Below are 16780 nucleotides of genomic sequence, written 5' to 3' on the forward strand. Positions count from 1 at the left end.
GCATGGCGGCCTGACGCATGCAGTCGCTCTGGATGCTGCTGGCCAGCTTTCTCTTCGCCGCCATGGGCGTATGCGTGAAGCTGGCCGCCGAGCTCTACACCACCTCCGAGATCGTGATGTACCGCGGCATCATGGGCGCGGCCATGCTGTTCGTGCTGAGCCGGGTGCGCGGTGACAGCATGCGCACGCCCTTGCCATGGGCGCATGCCACGCGCGGCGTGATCGGCGTCACCGCGCTGTGGCTGTGGTTCTATGCGATCGGCCGGCTGCCGCTGGCCATGTCGATGACCCTGAACAGCATGGCGCCGATCTGGCTTGCCGCCATCCTGCTGGGTGCGGCATGGTGGCGCGGCCAGGGCCGGCTGGAATGGAATTGCGCGCTCGCGGTCCTGGCCAGCTTCGGCGGCGTCACGCTGCTGCTGCAGCCGTCGATGCAGGCCAGCCAGTGGTTTGCCGCCTGCGTGGCGCTGGTGTCGAGCATGATCAGCGCGCTGGCCTATCTCCAGGTCAGAAAGCTGGGCCAGCTGGGCGAGCCTGAATACCGGGTGGTGTTCTATTTTTCCGTCACCGGCGCCGTGGCCGGCGCCCTGGGCAACCTGGCCACGCCGTGGGTCGCGCCCGGGCAGATCGCCTGGCACGGCCATACCACGCACGGTGTGCTGCTGCTGGCCGGCGTCGGCCTGTGCGCCACGGCGGCGCAGATGGCGATGACCCGCGCCTACCGGCTCGGTCATCCGCTGGTGACGGCCAACCTGCAATACACCGGCATCGTGTTTTCCAGCATCTGGGGCATTCTGCTGTGGAGCGATGCGCTGGGCTGGATGGGCTGGCTGGGCATTGCCATCATTCTCGCCAGCGGCAGCGCCGCCACCTACTACAATTCCCGCAGCCGGCCGGCGCCGGTCCCAACGACAGTCCCGGCAGCCGGCGTCGACCCGGTCGCCGCCAAATCCTAGGAGTCCTAGCATGGTCTACACCACCCTGATTTCCGCCGCCGACCTGGCGCAGCAGTATAAGAAAGCAAACTGGGTGGTGCTGGACTGCCGGCACGACTTGGTCAATCCGCAGGCCGGCAGGCAGGCCTATGACGCCGGCCACATCCCGGGCGCCCGCTTTGCCTCGCTGGACCACGACCTGGCCGACCATGCGCGCGGCCCCGGCGGCGCGTTTCGCGGCCGGCATCCGCTGCCGGATGCCGACGCCTTCGTTGAAACGCTGCGTGGCTGGGGCATCAATGACGACAGCCAGGTGATTGCCTATGACGCCCAGGGCGGCATGTTTGCCGCCCGCCTGTGGTGGATGCTGCGCTGGGTGGGCCATGACGCCGTGGCGGTGCTGGACGGCGGCCTGCCGGCCTGGACTGCGCAGGGCATGCCCCTGTCGACCGAGCCGGCGGCAAGCGCTTCCGGCAACCTGCAGCGCCGTGCCGCGCTGGTGCGCAGCGTGGGCGCCGACGACATCCTGAGCCAGCAGGGCCTGACCGTGCTGGACGCGCGCGCGCCGGACCGTTTCCGCGGCGAGAACGAAACCCTGGACCCGGTCGGCGGCCACATCCCGGGCGCGAAGAACCGCTTCTTCAAGGACAACCTGCAGGCCGACGGCCGTTTCAAGCCGGCTGCGCAACTGCGCCAGGAACTGAACGCGCTGGTGGCGTCGCCGGCCTCGTCGGTGATGCAGTGCGGCTCAGGCGTCACCGCTTGCCATAACCTGCTGGCGCTGGAAGTGGCGGGCCTGCCGGGCGCGGCGCTGTATCCCGGATCGTGGAGCGAATGGTGTTCGGATCCGGCGCGGCCGGTGGCGACCGGCGACTGAGGGGAGTAAGGGGGCAGCGGGCGCCGTTGCCGTTGCCGTTGCCGTTGCTTTTGAAGTTGCCGTTGCCGTTGCTTTTAAATCCCGTTGAGCGCGCCGTGACGTCGGTGCGTGGAGCGGGAAAAGGTGCGGCGTCTGTCTGAGCCAAGCGCAGCTTGGCGAGTTTAGCCGCGCCCCGCTCCATGCATCGACGGCACGGGGACCCTCGCGCAGCGAGGGCGCGATCACCGGGTCGCCTTTTCTTGCCTACTTCTTTTGGCGAAGCAAAAGAAGTAGGTCGCCTGCCGGGGCGAACACCCGGCTTGGTCATGACGACAGTGCAGTCGGCTTGTTTCACCAGGGGTAAGGCGTCACTGCGAAGCAGCAGTTGCTTTTGAAGTTGAAGTTTGAAGTTTGAAGTTTCAATACGAACGTCAACAACAACACCGACAGTGCTGCCCGGGCGTTGCCGGGTGACGCAAGGCGGCTGCACTGCCGTGGAGACAAGCCGGGAGTCCGTCCCGGCGGCCGGGTCACTTTTTTGCTTCGCCAAAAAAGTAACCAAAAAAGGCGACCCGATGATCGCGCCCCCGCTGCGCGGGGGTTCCCGTATCAGCGGTACCCGGAGCGGGGCGCGGCTAAACTCGCCAAGCTAAAGCTTGGCTCAGACAGACGCCGCACCTTTTCCCGCTCCGGGCACCGCTGACACGGCGCGCTCAACGGGATTTAAAAGCAACGGCAACGGCAACTTCAAAAACAACGGCAACGGCAACGTCAAAAACAACTGTCGCTGCGCGTACGTCAAAAGCAACGGCAACGGCAACGGCAATGCCCCTCAATGTCCATGCATCTGCGTCTGACTAGTCAGAAACAGCACCAGCCCCACCCCCAACGTAATGAGCAGCACCTGCGGTATGGTCTCCCGCACCGTCGCCCGCCGCTGCATCTGCGGCATCAGGTCGCTGACCGCGATATAGATGAAGCCCGATGAGGCGAACACCAGCACATAAGGTATCGCCTCCATGCCGCTCTCCAGGGTGAAGTAACCTACCAGCCCGCCGACGATGGCCATCAGGCTGCACAGCAGGTTGTAGACATAGGCACGGGTACGGGAAAAGCCGGCGTTGAGCAGCACGATGAAGTCGCCGATCTCTTGCGGGATCTCATGGGCGATGATGGCGATGCCGGTGACCAGGCCCAGCTTGGGGTCGGCCAGGAAGGCGGCGGCGATCAGGATGCCGTCGGTGAAGTTGTGCAGGCCGTCGCCGACCAGGATCATCCAGCCGGCCTTGCCGGCCTCGTGCGCATCGTGGCCATGGGCATGGCCGTGGCCGTCGCCCTCGTAATGGTGGGAATGGCGCAGGATCGCCATCTTCTCCAGCAGGAAAAAGCCGAGCAGGCCAGCCAGCAGCGTGGCGAATAAAGTATGCGGATCGGCCTTGGACTCGAATGCCTCGGGCAATGCATGCAGCAGCGAGGTCGACAGCAGAATGCCGACCGACAGGCTGACCATGCGGTCGACCACCTTGGACAGCAGCGAAAACGAGAAGACGGCGGCCGCCGAAATGCTGATGACACCAGCAATGGTGGTGGCAAGCAGTATCGAGAGCAGCGTGGGATTGATTTTGAACCTCGGCGGGATGAGACGCGGAATTAAAGCACAGCGGCCGGGATTCGGCAAACCCGGCCGCCGCCTTCAGCGCGATCCGCTCAAGCCGCCCTTACGCCACGCCATGCTGCCGGAACCATGCCAGGCAGCGCTTCCAGCCATCCTTCGCGTCCGCTTCGACATAGCTGGGCCGGTAATCCGCATGGAAGGCATGGCCGGAATCGGGATAGACCACGAAGGCGGACTTGCTGCCTGCTTCGGCCAGCGCGGCCTTCATCTGTTCGACCGACGCCAGCGGGATGCCGGCATCCTTGCCGCCATACAGGCCCAGCACCGGCGCCTTCAGTTCGCCGGCGATGTCGACCGGGTGACGCGGCTGATTGGCGTTCTTGTCGCCGACCAGCCGGCCGTACCAGGCCACGCCCGCCTTGACGGCCGGATTGTGCGCGCTGTAGAGCCAGGTGATGCGGCCGCCCCAGCAGAAGCCGGTGATGCCCAGCCTGCGCGTGTCGCCGCCGTTGGCGCCGGCCCAGGCCACCACCGCGTCCAGGTCCGTCATCACCTGCTGGTCGGGCACCTTGTTGACAACCTCCCGCATCAGGTCGGTGATGGCCGGATAGGCTGCCGGGTCGCCCTGGCGCACGTACAGATCCGGCGCCAGCGCCAGATAGCCTTCCCGGGCGAAGCGGCGGGCAACGTCGGCAATGTGTTCATGCACGCCGAAGATCTCGGAGATCACCAGCACCACCGGCAGATTGGCCTTGCCTTCGGGTTGTGCCCGATACACCGGCACGTCCTGGCCATTGACCCTGACCATGACCGTGCCTGCCTTCAGGCCGCTGGCGTCGGTCTTGACTTGAGTCTGCGCGCAGACCGGCAGTACCGCCGCGGCAAAGCCGGTGCCGAGCGTGGTTTTGATGAAGTCGCGGCGATCCATGCTGCCGGAAAGCGGCGTTGCGGGGGCGAGGCTGTCCAGTTCTTGCTTGATGCGGTCCATCGATATGCTCCATGTGCAATGTGAAGTGATGCGATTGAAGATTGAATCGGGCGCCATTGAAAAAAGCCCTGTCCGCATCGGATGCGGGCAGGGCTGGCCATGATATGGGCAATCCCGAGTCGCTGCAGCGGCCTCAGTGCGCCTGTTCCCAGTTCGGGCCCACGCCCACTTCGGCCACCAGCGGCACTTTCAGTACCGCCACGCCGGCCATCAGTTCCGGCAACCGCGTTTTCACCCGCTCCAGCTCGTCCTCGCGCACTTCCAGCACCAGTTCGTCATGCACCTGCATGACCATCAGCGAGGACATCTTCTCGGCTTCCAGCCAGTCCTGCACCGCGATCATCGACAGCTTGATCAGGTCGGCCGCGGTGCCCTGCATCGGCGCATTGATCGCGGCGCGCTCGGCGCCCTGGCGGCGCGGGCCGTTGGGCGAATTGATTTCGGGCAGCCACAGGCGGCGGCCGAACACGGTTTCCACATAGCCGTCGCGCTTGGCGCGGGTGCGGGTCTCGTCCATGAAGCGCTTCACGCCGACAAAGCGCTGGAAGTACTTCTCGATATACATCTGCGCCGCGGCCCGATCCACGCCCAGGTTGCCGGCCAGGCCGAAGGCGCTCATGCCGTAGATCAGGCCGAAGTTGATCACCTTGGCATAGCGGCGCTGCTCGCTGCCGACCTCGGCCGGCGGCAGCGCGAAGATCTCGGCGGCGGTGGCGCGGTGAATGTCCTCGCCTTCGGCAAAGGCGCGCAGCATGGCCTCGTCTTCCGACAGATGGGCCATGATGCGCAGCTCGATCTGGGAATAGTCGGCCGACACGATCACGCTGCCGGGCGGCGCGATGAAGGCTTCGCGGATGCGCCGGCCCTCTGCCGTGCGGATCGGGATGTTCTGCAGGTTCGGTTCATTGGACGACAGCCGGCCCGTCACCGCCACGGCTTGCGCATAGTTGGTATGCACCCGGCCGGTGTCGGGATTGAGCATCCTGGGCAGCTTGTCGGTATAGGTCGACTTCAGCTTGGACAGGCTGCGGTAGTCCAGCAGCACCTTGGGCAGCGGATAGTCCTCGGCCAGCTTCTGCAGCACTTCCTCGTCGGTCGAGGGCGTGCCGGACGGCGTCTTCTTTACCACCGGCAGCTTGAGCTTGTCGAAGAAGATTTCGCCGATCTGCTTGGGCGAGTTCAGGTTGAACGGCTGGCCGGCAAGCTCATAGGCCTGGCGCTCGATCTCGAGCATGCGCCGGCCCAGTTCGGTCGATTGCGTGGCCAGCAGTTCGCAGTCGATCAGGACGCCGTTGCGCTCGACCTTCTGCAGCACGAAGGAGGTGGGCAGCTCGATCTTTTCATAGATATAGGTCAGCTGCTCGCTTTCGGCCACATGCGGCCACATCGCCTGGTGCAGCTGCAGCGTCACGTCGGCATCCTCGGCCGCATATTCGGTGGCGCGGTCGAGCGCGACCTGGTCGAAGCAGATCTGCGAGGCGCCCTTGCCGCAGACATCGGTGAAGCTGATGGTCTTGCGCTCCAGGTGGCGCAGCGCCAGGCTGTCCATGTCGTGGTTGCGATGAGACTCGAACACATAGGACTGCAGCAGGGTGTCATGCACCACGCCGCGCAACCTGACGCCGTGGTTGGCGAAGATGTGGCTGTCGTACTTCATGTTCTGGCCCAGCTTGGGCTTGTCCGGGCTTTCCAGCCAGGCCCGCATGCGCGAGAGAACATGCTCGCGGCCGAGCTGCTGCGGCGCATCCTGGTAGCGGTGCGCCAGCGGAATGTAGGCCGCCAGGCCGGGTTCGCAGCACAGCGAGATGCCGACCATCTCGGCCCGCATCGGCTCCAGCGAGGTAGTCTCGGTGTCGAGCGAGGTCAGCGCGGCGGCGTCGATGATGGCCAGCCACTTGTCGAGCTGCTCGTCGGTCAGCACGGTTTCATACACGGTCTGGACCGGCGGCGCCGGCGCCTTCGTGCCGGTGCCCGCGGCCGCGGCGGCGGCCGACGCCGGCGCGTCGAACAGGCCGCCCTGCCCTTCGCTCGCCTGGGCGCCCAGTTCGGCGGTGAGCTCGCGCATCCAGGTCTTGAAACCGTAGCGCTTGAAGAAGTCCAGCAGCGCCACCTTGTCTTCCGGCTTTTGCGCGAGGTCGTCGGGGAAGGACACCAGTTGCTCGACCAGGTCGCAGTCGGTCTTGACCGTCACCAGCACCCGCGCCTGCGGCAGCCAGTCGAGCGCGGCGCGCAGGTTTTCGCCCACCGCGCCGCTGACCTTGGCGGCGTTTTCGATCACGCCATCCAGCGAGCCGTACTGCGCGATCCACTTGGCCGCCGTCTTCGGGCCGACCTTGGACACGCCCGGCACGTTGTCCACCGTGTCCCCCACCAGCGACAGGTAGTCGACGATGCGCTCGGGCGGCACGCCGAACTTGGCGACCACGGCGTCGCGGTCCAGGGTCTCGTTACTCATCGTGTTGATCAGCGTGACGTCTTCGTTGACCAGCTGCGCCAGGTCCTTGTCGCCGGTGGATACCACCACCTTCATGCCATGTTTCACCGCATCGACCGACAGCGTGCCGATCACATCGTCCGCCTCGATGCCTTCGATCATCAGAATGGGCCAGCCCATCGCGCGCACCGCTTCGTGGATCGGCTCGATCTGGCGCGACAGGTCTTCCGGCATCGAGGCGCGGTTGGCCTTGTACTCCGGGTAGAGATCGTCGCGGAAAGTCTTGCCTTTTGCGTCGAAAATACAGGCAATGTATGCTGCCGGGTAATCATTGCGCAGGCGGCGCAGCATGTTGATGATGCCGTAGATGGCGCCGGTCGGCGCGCCCTGCGCATTGCGCAGGTCGGGCAAAGCGTGGAACGCGCGGTACAGATAGCTCGAGCCATCAACCAACAAAAGGGTTTTGTTCATATGAGAGCAGACAGGAAAAATGTGCCGCAGTTGCGGCAGGTGACCAACAAGGCGCGCGCAACTTCGCAGAAGGCCAGCGAGTCGTGGCAAATGTTCACGATTATGGCAGAGTTTGTCGAGTCGGCAGAACGGCTGTCCGAACTGCGCCCGGCAGTGTCCATGTTCGGCTCGGCCCGGATTGCGCCGGACGACCCAATGTATGCGGTGGCGGTCGACATCGCCCGCCGGCTGTCCGACGAAGGCTTCGCGGTGATCTCCGGCGGCGGCCCGGGCCTGATGGAAGCGGCCAACAAGGGCGCGTTCGAGGGGCTGTCGCCCTCGGTCGGCCTGAACATCCAGCTGCCGCGCGAGCAGACGCCCAATACCTGGCAGAACATTTCCCTGTCCTTCCGCCATTTCTTTGCCCGCAAGGTGGCCTTCGTCAAGCATGCCGACGCCTACGTCGTGCTGCCAGGCGGCTTCGGCACCCTCGACGAACTGACCGAGGCGCTGGTGCTGATCCAGACCGGCAAGTCGCGCCGCATCCCCATCATCCTGGTGGGCACCAGCTTCTGGCGCGGCCTGCTCGACTGGTTCCGGGAACGCCTGGTCGCCGACGGCATGATCGCCGCGGAAGACATGAACCTGGTGCAGCTGATCGACGAGCCGGCCAATGTGGTCGAGGCGATCTTCGCGTTTTACGAGGCGCAGGAAATGCCAACGGAGGAAGAGGCGGCGTCCAGCGGCGCCCTGCTGTAGCGTCAAAAGCGGCGCCGGGGAGCACGACGGGTTTGCTACAATGCGGCCTACCGCGCGAAGCCACATGCCCAGGCCCTTCCAGGCCGCCGCCCGCTGGCAGCGCAACCAACCTGACCAGCCATTTCCATGCGCACCCCTATCCTGCTGACAGCTCTTCCCCTGGTTTTTGCCGCCGCGATCCCGGCCCATGCCCAACAGCCGCGCGAGCGCGCCGACGCACCGCCGCCGCCGCGCCTGGAGCGGCTGGAAGAAGGCGAGGCGCCGGCCGTCACTATTCCCGGCGGCGGTCCGGCCGAGAAGTCGATCACCGAGAAGCGCGAGCAGGGTCGTGTGACGGAAGTCGAGGTGCGCACCGGCCGCAGCACCTACGTGGTCAAGCCGATCAATCCGGCCGGCAGCGCGCTGCCGGGCGACGCCCAGACCAGCACCAACCGGGCGCCGCAATTCAAGGTCAAGGAATTCGACCTGCAGCGTCCCGAGGACCTGAAGCCGCAGGCACAGCCGGCAGCCGCGCCGGTCGCAACGCCGGCGAAGTAATCCGCCGGACAGGTCCAGCCCATCCCGCTCGCGCCGCCGCGGGCTTTTCACGCAACTCCTACCCTACTTACCCATGGCTGTTTTCACCCCGGTTACCCTAGACGAGATCGCCCCCTGGGCAGCCCAGTACGACATCGGCCAGGTGCGTGCGTTGAAAGGCATTTCCTCCGGCATCGAGAACAGCAATTTCTTCCTCAGCGCCGAGCGCGGCGAGTATGTGCTGACGATCTTTGAAAAGCTGACCTTCGAGCAGCTGCCCTTCTATCTGAAGCTGATGCGCCATATCGCCGAGCGCGGCGTGCTGGCGCCGCTGCCGCTGGCCAACCGCGACGGCGAGCTGATGGGCACGCTGCACGGCAAGCCGGCTTCCATCGTCACCCGGCTGGAAGGCGCCTGCCAGATGGCGCCGCATCCGGTGCATTGCGCCGAAGTGGGCGCGATGCTGGCGAAGATGCACCTGGCCGCCGCCGACTTCGACATCCGCCAGCCCAACCTGCGCGGCCTGGACTGGTGGAACGAGACCACGCCCGTCGTGCTGCCCTACCTGCCCGATGGCGGCCAGCACCTGCTGCGCGCCGAGATGCATTTCCAGGAAACCTTCGCCAGCACGGAAGCCGCGCACCGCCTGCCGCGCGGCCCCATCCATGCCGACCTGTTCCGCAACAACGTGATGTTCGACGGCGAGCGCCTGACCGGCTTCTTCGACTTCTACTTCGCCGGCGTCGACACCTGGCTGTTCGATGTCGCCGTCACCGTCAACGACTGGTGCATAGACGAGACCAGCGGCGCGCTCGACCCGGCCCGGGTGCGCGCGCTGCTGGCGGCCTACCATGCAGTGCGGCCCTTCACCGACGACGAGAAGGATGCCTGGCGGCCGATGCTGCGCGCCGGCGCGCTGCGTTTCTGGCTGTCGCGCCTGTACGACTTCCACCTGCCGCGCGAGGCGGAGATGCTTACGCCGCACGACCCCGGCCACTTCGAGCGCATCCTGCGCGAACGCATCAACCAGCCGGTGCCGCCGCTCTTCTGATGGAAAAATTGCCGGCAGCCACGGGGTGGCAATGGATCAAGCAGGGCTTCGCGCTGTTTCGCAAGCAGCCGGCGGAGATGTCCACCCTGTTCCTGAGCTACATGTTCCTGATGATGATCCTGCCCATCATCCCGGTGGTGGGCCAGATATTGCCGCTGCTGCTGATACCCGTGTTTTCCATGGCCTTCATGCAGGCCTGCGTGAAGATCGAGAAGGGCGAGCGGGTCTATCCCAACCTGCTCCTGACGGGCTTCCGGTCCGCGGGATTGTCGCGCCTGCTCTGGCTCGGCCTGCTGTACGTCTGCGCCGCCGCGCTGGCCATAGGCGCCTCCACCCTGGTCGATGGCGGCGTGTTCTGGAAGGTGATGGCCGGCAGCGCCAGGGTCGACGTGGAAACCATGCGGCATTCCAACATCCGCCTCGCCATGCTGGTGTCGGGCCTGCTCTATGTGCCGGCCGCGATGGCGTTCTGGTATGCCGCCCCGCTGATCGCGTGGCAGGACATGGGCATCGTCAAGGCGCTGTTCTACAGCTTCCACGCGGTGCGCCGCGCCGGCCGCGCCTTCCTGCTGTATGGCCTGGGCTGGGGCCTGCTGGGCGTGCTGTTCCCGCTGTTGCTCAGCACCGTGCTGGGCTGGATCACCGGCTCGCCGACGCTGATGGTGGTAGTGCTGCTGCCGCTGTCCATGGTGCTGACGGTGGTGATGTACTGCTCCTTCTATCCCAGCTACACCACGGTGTTCGGCCGGCCTGCCGACGCGGCCTAGTCAACAGTTACGCAATGTGCGACATCGCACCGATGAGACGGCGGCCAGCGGTTACTCTGAGCTTTGACTTTTCCCGGTACGGGAAAACCATTCATCAAAGAAAAGGAGTACGACGTGGGACTTTTATCGTTCGTCAAGGAAGCAGGCCAGAAATTGTTCAATCTCGGCGGCAACGACGCCAAGGCAGCCACCCCGGCCGCCGCGCCTTCACCGGCTGCGCCTCCGACCCAGGCTGAAGTCGCCGCCCTGAACGATACGGCGGCTAATGCCATCCTCACCTACATCAAGACCCAGAACCTGCCGGTGGACAACCTGCAGGTGAAGTTCGACGGCGCCAGCGCCACGGCGACCGTGAGCGGCCAGGCCAAGGACCAGGCGACCAAGGAAAAAGTGGTGCTCTGCTGCGGCAACATCCACTCCGTCGAACATGTTGATGACCAGATGACGGTGGCGGCGTCGGCGCCGGAAGCCAAGTATTACACCGTGGTCAGCGGCGACACGCTGTCGAAGATTTCCAAGCAGATGTATGGCGACGCCAACAAGTACAACGCGATCTTCGAGGCCAACAAGCCGATGCTGACCAGCCCGGACAAGATCTATCCTGGCCAGATGCTGCGCATTCCGCCGCAGGCCTGAGAGCGGGAATGAACAACGGGGCGCAATGCGAATAAACGCATTGCGCCCCGTTTCGTTTCAGCTGTTCCGTCACCGTCGGCTCAGCCGCGCCTGACCTTTTCCAGCAGCTTGGTGGTGGAGCGGTCATGGCGGAATTCGATCGCCACTGCCTGGCCGCCGTAGGCCAGCACCGCCTGGCCTTCCGGAATCGCGGCCATGTCGTAGTCGCCGCCCTTCACATAGATGTCGGGATGCGCCAGCAGCACCGTCTCCAGCGCCGTGTCGTCGTCGAAGGGCACGGCCAGGCTGACCGATTCCAGCGCCGCCAGCAAGGCCATCCGGTCTTCACACTGGTTGAGCGGCCGGTCGTCGCCCTTGCCCAGGCGCCTGACCGACGCATCGGTATTGACCGCCACCACCAGCGAGGCGCCCAGGCTCCTGGCCTGGGCCAGGTAGGTCACGTGGCCGCGATGCAGGATATCGAACACGCCATTGGTCAGGACCACCGGCTTGGGCAGTTGCGCCACCCGCGCCGCCAGTTCCGCCCGGGAGCAGAGCTTGCGCTCGAAATCGGGCGTGGCGGCAGGCAGCGGCGGCACCGGCATCAGGCGTCCTGCGGCACTGCTTCGGCAGCCAGGCGGCCGGCGACTTCCTTGCGGTAGCGGTTCAGTTCCTGGACGGTGGCGAACGGCCGGTCGAACAGCAGCGCCATGTTGTGCAGGATGCGGTCGACCACCTTCTTTTCCCATTCGGCGTCGAAGCGGATCTGGTTATCCAGCCAGGCTTCCAGCCATTCCGGGTCCGGCAGGCGGCTTTGCACGGTGTCGTTCGGAAACAGTGCCTGGTTCACATGCAGGTTGGTCGGGTGCAGCGGCTTTTCGGTGCGGCGGGCCGACGCCATCAGCACGCCGATCTTGGCAAAGGCGGCGCGCGCCACATCGCCGTGTTCAACCAGCGCCTTCTTCATGTAGCGCAGGTAGGCGCCACCATGGCGCGCCTCGTCCTGGCTGATGATCTTGTAGATGTTCTTGATGACGGGCTCGCTATGCCATTCGGAGGCGCAGCGATACCAGTGGTTGAGGCGGATTTCGCCGCAGAAGTGCATCATCAGGGTTTCCAGCGGCGGCGCCGGGTCGAACTCGAACCGCACGTTGTGCAGCTCTTCCTCGGTCGGCACCAGTTCCGGGCGGAAACGGCGCAAATATTCCATCAGCACCAGCGAATGCTTCTGCTCTTCGAAAAACCAGACGGACATGAAGGCGCAGAAGTCGCTGTCACCGCGGTTGTCACGCAAAAACATTTCAGTTGCCGGCAGCGCGGACCATTCGGTGATCGCATTCATCTTGATGGTCTGCGCCTGCTCGTCAGTCAGCTTGCTGCCATCGAATTGATCCCACGGAATGTCGCGATCCATGCTCCAGCGCACCTGCTCGAGCGATTTAAACAGTTCTGGGTACAACATGAGAAGCTTTCGTTGGATGAATTAAGCCTTTGATTTTACCAATAAACGATCATTTGACGCACCCTGCCGGCACGATTCGTAGCTTTTACTCAACCAGCTTTGATAGTGTGTCAAGAATTGTTTCTTGGAGTGAAGCAGAATTAAGTCCTCCGTGACCAAAGCACGGTTTCTCCGTAAGGTGTAATACCCCGCACGGGCATTACACTGATGGCCGATCAAGGATACATGCCGGCTACGCGACCCCGGTCTGCAACCACGGTGCAATGCCCTTTGGGTATTGCACCCCACCGGACATACGCCGCAAGATTTCGGCTACCGGTTTATCATGGCCTTTTCGTCGGGAGGCTTCCATGGGTTTGCATCGCCTGTTTCTGTGCGCCGGCATCGCGCTTGCCAGCGGCCCTGCATGGGCGCAGACGCCGCCGGCGCCGTCCTGTCCGGCGCTGCTGGACCACCAGTTCAAGCGGCTGCAGGACGATGCGCCGCAGAATCTCTGTCAATACGCCGGGAAGGTGGCGCTGGTGGTCAACACCGCCAGCTATTGCGGCTACACCAGCCAGTACGAAGGCCTGGAAGCGCTGTACGCCAAATACCGCGGGCGCGGCCTGGTGGTGCTGGGATTTCCATCGAATGACTTCGGCGGCCAGGAGCCGGGCAACAGCAAGCAGATCGCCGACTTCTGCTACAACACCTATGGCGTGAAGTTTCCGATGTTCGCCAAGTCCGGGGTGACCGGCAAACAAGCCAATCCGCTGCATGCGCAGCTCGCGGCGGCCACCGGCCAGATGCCGGCGTGGAACTTCCACAAGTACCTGGTGGGACGGGACGGCAAGGTGATCGCCAGCTACCCGAGCCAGGTCACGCCGCAGGACGGCCGGCTGAAAGCCGCGATCGAAAAGGCGCTGGGCTCCTGACCCGCTTTTCGAGCCGGGAGCTCAGCGCCATGGACGGGGCGACTTACCACATGGCCTTGCCGCCACCGTCCTTCACTTCGCCTTTCCACAGGTCGGCCACCTGCTTCACCACCGCCGGCGGCATGGCCACGTAATCCAGTTCGGCGGCCATCGCGCCGCCTTCCCTGTAGGCCCAGTCGAAGAACTTCAGCACGTCGCGCCCCTTGGCCGAGTCGGCCTGGCTGCGATGCATCAGGATGAATGAAGCGCCCGTCACCGGCCAGGCGTTCTTGCCGGCCTGATCGGTCAGCACGACGGCCATGCCCGGTGTCCTGGACCATTCGGCATTGGCGGCGGCGGCCTTGAAGGTTTCATCGTCCGGCTGCACGAACTGGCCGTCGCGATTCTTCAGCTGGACATGGGCAATATTGTTTTTCTTCGCATAGGCATATTCGACATAGCCGATCGCGCCCTTCATCCGCTGCACGTTGGCGGCCACGCCTTCATTGCCCTTGCCGCCCACGCCCACCGGCCATTTCACCGCGGTGCCGGCGCCGACCGTGCTCTTGAAGTCCGGGCTGGTCTTGGACAGGTAATCGGTCCACAGGAAGGAAGTGCCGGAACCGTCCGCGCGATGCACCACGGTGATGTCGGCGTCAGGCAGCTTCACGCCCGGGTTCAGCGCCGCGATGCCGGCTGCATTCCACTTGGTGATCTTGCCAAGGTAGATGTCGGCCAGCACCGGGCCGGTCAGTTTCAGCTGGCCGGCGGCGATGCCGTCCAGGTTCACCACCGGCACCACGCCGCCCATGATCGCCGGAAACTGCAGCAGGCCTTCCTTGTCCAGCTCCTCGGCCGCCAGCGGCATGTCGGAGGCGCCGAAGTCTACCGTTTTCGCCTTGATCTGCTTGATGCCGCCGCCGGAGCCGATCGACTGGTAGTTCAGGCCGGTGCCGGTGGCCTTCTTGTAGGCCTCCGCCCATTTGGCATAGATCGGGTAGGGAAAGGTGGCGCCGGCGCCGGTGATGTCCGCGGCGTGGGCGGAAGCAACGAGAACAACAGCGCCGACGGCGACTGCCATGGATTTCCTGATGGCTTTGAACATGATGTTTCCCTTGAGTGATGAACAAGCTGACTGCGACAAACGAACTGCGCGCACTGTAGCCAATCACTGTGACAACAGCGTGACAGCGGCGTACCGGGCAGGAACTGGCTGCCAATCGCGCCCGGAGCGGGTTTGCGTCAAGGGTTGCAAGGAATCTTTGGTGTTCCAGGCACTCCATTTGGAAAGCCCGCACACAGCCGGCGTGCGCCATCGGCCACGCGACGCCCGCCCTGGGTCAAACACCACCGGAGGAAAGCATGATGGAAACAGTGAACAACACGAACGACAGCAGCAGCAGCCCCGAGCAGCAGTTCCGCTATCCGGAGGGCATGAAGGTCTACGGCATGATCATCGACGACCGCATTCCCAGCGCGCTGGTGCGGGTGGGCCTGAATGCGCTGAGCAAGGTCGACGCCGACCTGCTGGTGTTCCTGTGCCTGGAAACCGATGACATCCGCGACCGCACCGACTGGGAGGAACTGGCCAGCGAGATCCGCTTCGGCAACGGCAAGCAGGGCGCGTATGAAGTCCGGCTGGTCAATTCCCATGAAGAGCTGATGTATGCGTCGCTGAACATGCGGGTGATCCGGCTGCCGGAATACACGGTGATCTGAACGCCGCCTTCGTGGCCGGCGGCTTGCGCTCTGCCAACGGGCCCGGCCATAGCGCCGGCTATACTGGCCCTCCCCCTTCGTAGCGGCCGCCTTATGGAAATCGAACTCAAGCTCCTGATCGAGCCCGCGCATGCGCAGGCCCTCGTTGATCATCCGCTGCTGAAAAAACATGCCGGCGCGGCGCCGACGCGGCATCAGATGGACACCACCTATTTCGACACGCCCGACCTGTATTTCAGCCGCCACCGGGCGGCGCTGCGGGTGCGGCATGCCGACAATGCCTGGGTGCAGACGCTGAAGGACGGCAACCAGGTCCAGGGCGGGCTGCACAGCCGCAACGAATGGGAGACCGAGGTCGATGCCGAGGCGCCCGACCTGGCGGCGCTGCGGGAGGCCGTCGGCCATGGCAGCGCCTGGTTCGAGCGGCTGGCTGATACCAAATTGCAGGAGGCAATCGCGCCGGTGTTTTCCAACCGCATCGACCGCACCGCCTGGCTGCTGGACTTCGGCGAGGGCCGGCAGGCCGAACTGGTGCTGGACCAGGGCGAACTGCGCCGTGGCGAACAGCGCGAGGCCATCAGCGAGATCGAACTGGAAGTCAAATCGGGCGACGCCGCGCCGCTGTTCGACTTCGCGCTGGCGCTGCTGGACGACATCCCGCTGCGCCTGGGCAATGCCAGCAAGAGCGCGCGCGGTTACGCGATGATGCATCCGGCGCCGCCGCCGCTGGTCAAGGCGGCCCCGGTCGAACTGGCCGGCGCGATGGCGGTGGAACAGGCGCTCCAGGCCATCGCCGGCAACTGCATTGCGCAGATGCAGGGCAACGAGGCCGGCGTGATGCAGGGCGGCGACCCGGAGCATGTGCACCAGATGCGGGTCGGGCTGCGCCGGCTGCGTTCGCTGCTGAAGATGTTCGAGGCGCTGGCGCCGCTGCCGGCCGGGCTGGATGAGGAACTGCGCTGGCTCGGCGGCGAACTGGGCGCGGCGCGCGACTGGGAAGTGCTTGCCGGCGACACCCTGTCGGACCTGATGCATGAACAGAACGACGCGCTGCTGCCGCCGCTGCAGCAGGCGGCCCAGGCGCAGGCCGACGGCAATCGCGCCCGCGCCGCGCAGGCGGTGGGCTCGGCCCGTTATGCCCGGCTGCTGCTGAAGCTAATCGCCTGGCTGCATGGCGCGCGCTGGCAGCATGAAGCGTCGCCGGAACAGCGCCAGGCCCTGTCCGCGCCGGTTGGCCGCTTTGCCCGGCGCGTGCTGAAGCAGGGCGAGCGCCGGATGAAGCGGCGCGCCCGCAACCTCGCGCATGCCGACGCGCCGGCCCGGCACCGGCTGCGTATTGCCGCCAAGCGCATGCGTTACGCCACGGAGTTCCTGTCCAGCCTGTATCCGCAACGCCAGGTGCGGCCGTTCGTGCGGGCGCTGACGGCGCTGCAGGACAGCCTGGGCGGGCTCAACGATGCCGCGGTGGCCCAGGGCCTGCTGCGCGACCTGGCGCAACGCCAGCCGTCCCAGGCGCTGGCCGCCGGATTCGCCTGCGGCCTGTTGCAGGCGCGCGAGCCGGACGCGCTGCGCAAGCTGTGCAAGCGCTGGAAAAGCCTGCGGCGGGTGCCGCAGCCAGGATGACGGAACGCATGCGCTGGCGGCCGCCGCCGGCGCGTCATCAGGACGTCATCCAGCCATGATGAAGTCGCGCTGCAATCGTTCGTCATCGGGCCGGCAA

At 65.1% G+C, this 16780-nt stretch carries 16 protein-coding genes; 10 read left to right on the forward strand and 6 right to left on the reverse strand.

The window, feature by feature from the left end; translation table 11 throughout:
- Positions 1-17: 17 nt before the first annotated feature.
- Positions 18-956 (forward strand): DMT family transporter, encoded by a 939-nt coding sequence (locus tag ABC383_RS12460; RefSeq protein WP_413014357.1) that lies wholly within the window; start codon positions 18-20, stop codon positions 954-956.
- 10 nt (positions 957-966) lie between these two features.
- Positions 967-1812 (forward strand): sulfurtransferase, encoded by an 846-nt coding sequence (locus tag ABC383_RS12465; protein ID WP_413014359.1) that lies wholly within the window; start codon positions 967-969, stop codon positions 1810-1812.
- A gap of 811 nt (positions 1813-2623) precedes the next feature.
- On the opposite strand, the gene ABC383_RS12470 is transcribed toward ABC383_RS12465, so the two are convergent.
- The 3 genes from ABC383_RS12470 to polA all read right to left on the reverse strand — a co-directional run bounded on the left by ABC383_RS12470 (position 2624) and on the right by polA (position 7299).
- A complete protein-coding gene (locus ABC383_RS12470; protein ID WP_413016336.1) occupies positions 2624-3388 on the reverse strand; it encodes a ZIP family metal transporter in 765 nt (254 codons plus the stop codon).
- 121 nt (positions 3389-3509) lie between these two features.
- Positions 3510-4394: a dienelactone hydrolase family protein gene (locus ABC383_RS12475; RefSeq protein ID WP_413014360.1), complete on the reverse strand. Its 885-nt coding sequence runs from the start codon at positions 4392-4394 to the stop codon at positions 3510-3512.
- A 133-nt stretch (positions 4395-4527) separates the two neighbouring features.
- Positions 4528-7299 carry a DNA polymerase I gene (polA, locus tag ABC383_RS12480; protein WP_413014362.1) on the reverse strand — a complete coding sequence of 924 codons (2772 nt, stop codon included), beginning with the start codon at positions 7297-7299 and terminating at the stop codon, positions 4528-4530.
- Between polA and ABC383_RS12485 the strand changes: the two genes are divergently transcribed.
- The 5 genes from ABC383_RS12485 to lysM all read left to right on the forward strand — a co-directional run bounded on the left by ABC383_RS12485 (position 7300) and on the right by lysM (position 11007).
- Positions 7300-8037, forward strand: coding sequence for an LOG family protein (locus ABC383_RS12485; protein WP_413014364.1), 738 nt, complete (start codon positions 7300-7302; stop codon positions 8035-8037). It begins immediately after the preceding gene.
- Between the two features lie 126 nt (positions 8038-8163).
- Complete coding sequence (locus ABC383_RS12490; protein WP_413014366.1) at positions 8164-8574, forward strand: DUF2782 domain-containing protein; 411 nt, start codon at positions 8164-8166, stop codon at positions 8572-8574.
- A gap of 73 nt (positions 8575-8647) precedes the next feature.
- Entirely contained in the window at positions 8648-9604 is a 957-nt protein-coding gene (locus ABC383_RS12495; protein WP_413014367.1) for a homoserine kinase, read from the forward strand.
- Positions 9604-10371: a BPSS1780 family membrane protein gene (locus ABC383_RS12500; RefSeq protein ID WP_413014369.1), complete on the forward strand. Its 768-nt coding sequence runs from the start codon at positions 9604-9606 to the stop codon at positions 10369-10371. Before ABC383_RS12495 ends, ABC383_RS12500 begins: the two co-directional genes overlap by 1 nt.
- A gap of 114 nt (positions 10372-10485) precedes the next feature.
- On the forward strand, positions 10486-11007 hold the full coding sequence (gene lysM, locus ABC383_RS12505; RefSeq protein ID WP_413014371.1) for a peptidoglycan-binding protein LysM: 522 nt from the start codon (positions 10486-10488) through the stop codon (positions 11005-11007).
- Positions 11008-11087: 80 nt separating this feature from the next.
- On the opposite strand, the gene ABC383_RS12510 is transcribed toward lysM, so the two are convergent.
- Both ABC383_RS12510 and ABC383_RS12515 read right to left on the reverse strand, forming a co-directional pair.
- Positions 11088-11591, reverse strand: a complete 504-nt coding sequence (locus ABC383_RS12510) for an adenylyltransferase/cytidyltransferase family protein (protein ID WP_413014372.1) — start codon at positions 11589-11591, stop codon at positions 11088-11090.
- Positions 11591-12448, reverse strand: coding sequence for a ferritin-like domain-containing protein (locus ABC383_RS12515; protein WP_413014374.1), 858 nt, complete (start codon positions 12446-12448; stop codon positions 11591-11593). Before ABC383_RS12515 ends, ABC383_RS12510 begins: the two co-directional genes overlap by 1 nt.
- A gap of 350 nt (positions 12449-12798) precedes the next feature.
- Here ABC383_RS12515 and ABC383_RS12520 point away from each other — a divergent pair, with 350 nt between their 5' ends.
- Positions 12799-13362 (forward strand): glutathione peroxidase, encoded by a 564-nt coding sequence (locus tag ABC383_RS12520; protein WP_413014376.1) that lies wholly within the window; start codon positions 12799-12801, stop codon positions 13360-13362.
- Between the two features lie 43 nt (positions 13363-13405).
- On the opposite strand, the gene pstS is transcribed toward ABC383_RS12520, so the two are convergent.
- The gene (gene pstS, locus ABC383_RS12525; protein ID WP_413014378.1) at positions 13406-14446 is read right to left on the reverse strand and encodes a phosphate ABC transporter substrate-binding protein PstS; all 1041 of its coding nucleotides are present in this window, start codon (positions 14444-14446) and stop codon (positions 13406-13408) included.
- A gap of 257 nt (positions 14447-14703) precedes the next feature.
- On the opposite strand from pstS, the gene ABC383_RS12530 reads away from it, so the two are divergent.
- Together ABC383_RS12530 and ABC383_RS12535 are read left to right on the forward strand one after the other, a co-directional pair.
- Positions 14704-15060, forward strand: coding sequence for a hypothetical protein (locus ABC383_RS12530; RefSeq protein WP_413014380.1), 357 nt, complete (start codon positions 14704-14706; stop codon positions 15058-15060).
- 93 nt (positions 15061-15153) lie between these two features.
- Positions 15154-16683 carry a CYTH and CHAD domain-containing protein gene (locus tag ABC383_RS12535; protein ID WP_413014382.1) on the forward strand — a complete coding sequence of 510 codons (1530 nt, stop codon included), beginning with the start codon at positions 15154-15156 and terminating at the stop codon, positions 16681-16683.
- Positions 16684-16780: the final 97 nt, after the last annotated feature.

The organism is Noviherbaspirillum phoenicis (assembly GCF_047237965.1).
Taxonomy (GTDB): domain Bacteria; phylum Pseudomonadota; class Gammaproteobacteria; order Burkholderiales; family Burkholderiaceae_D; genus Noviherbaspirillum_A.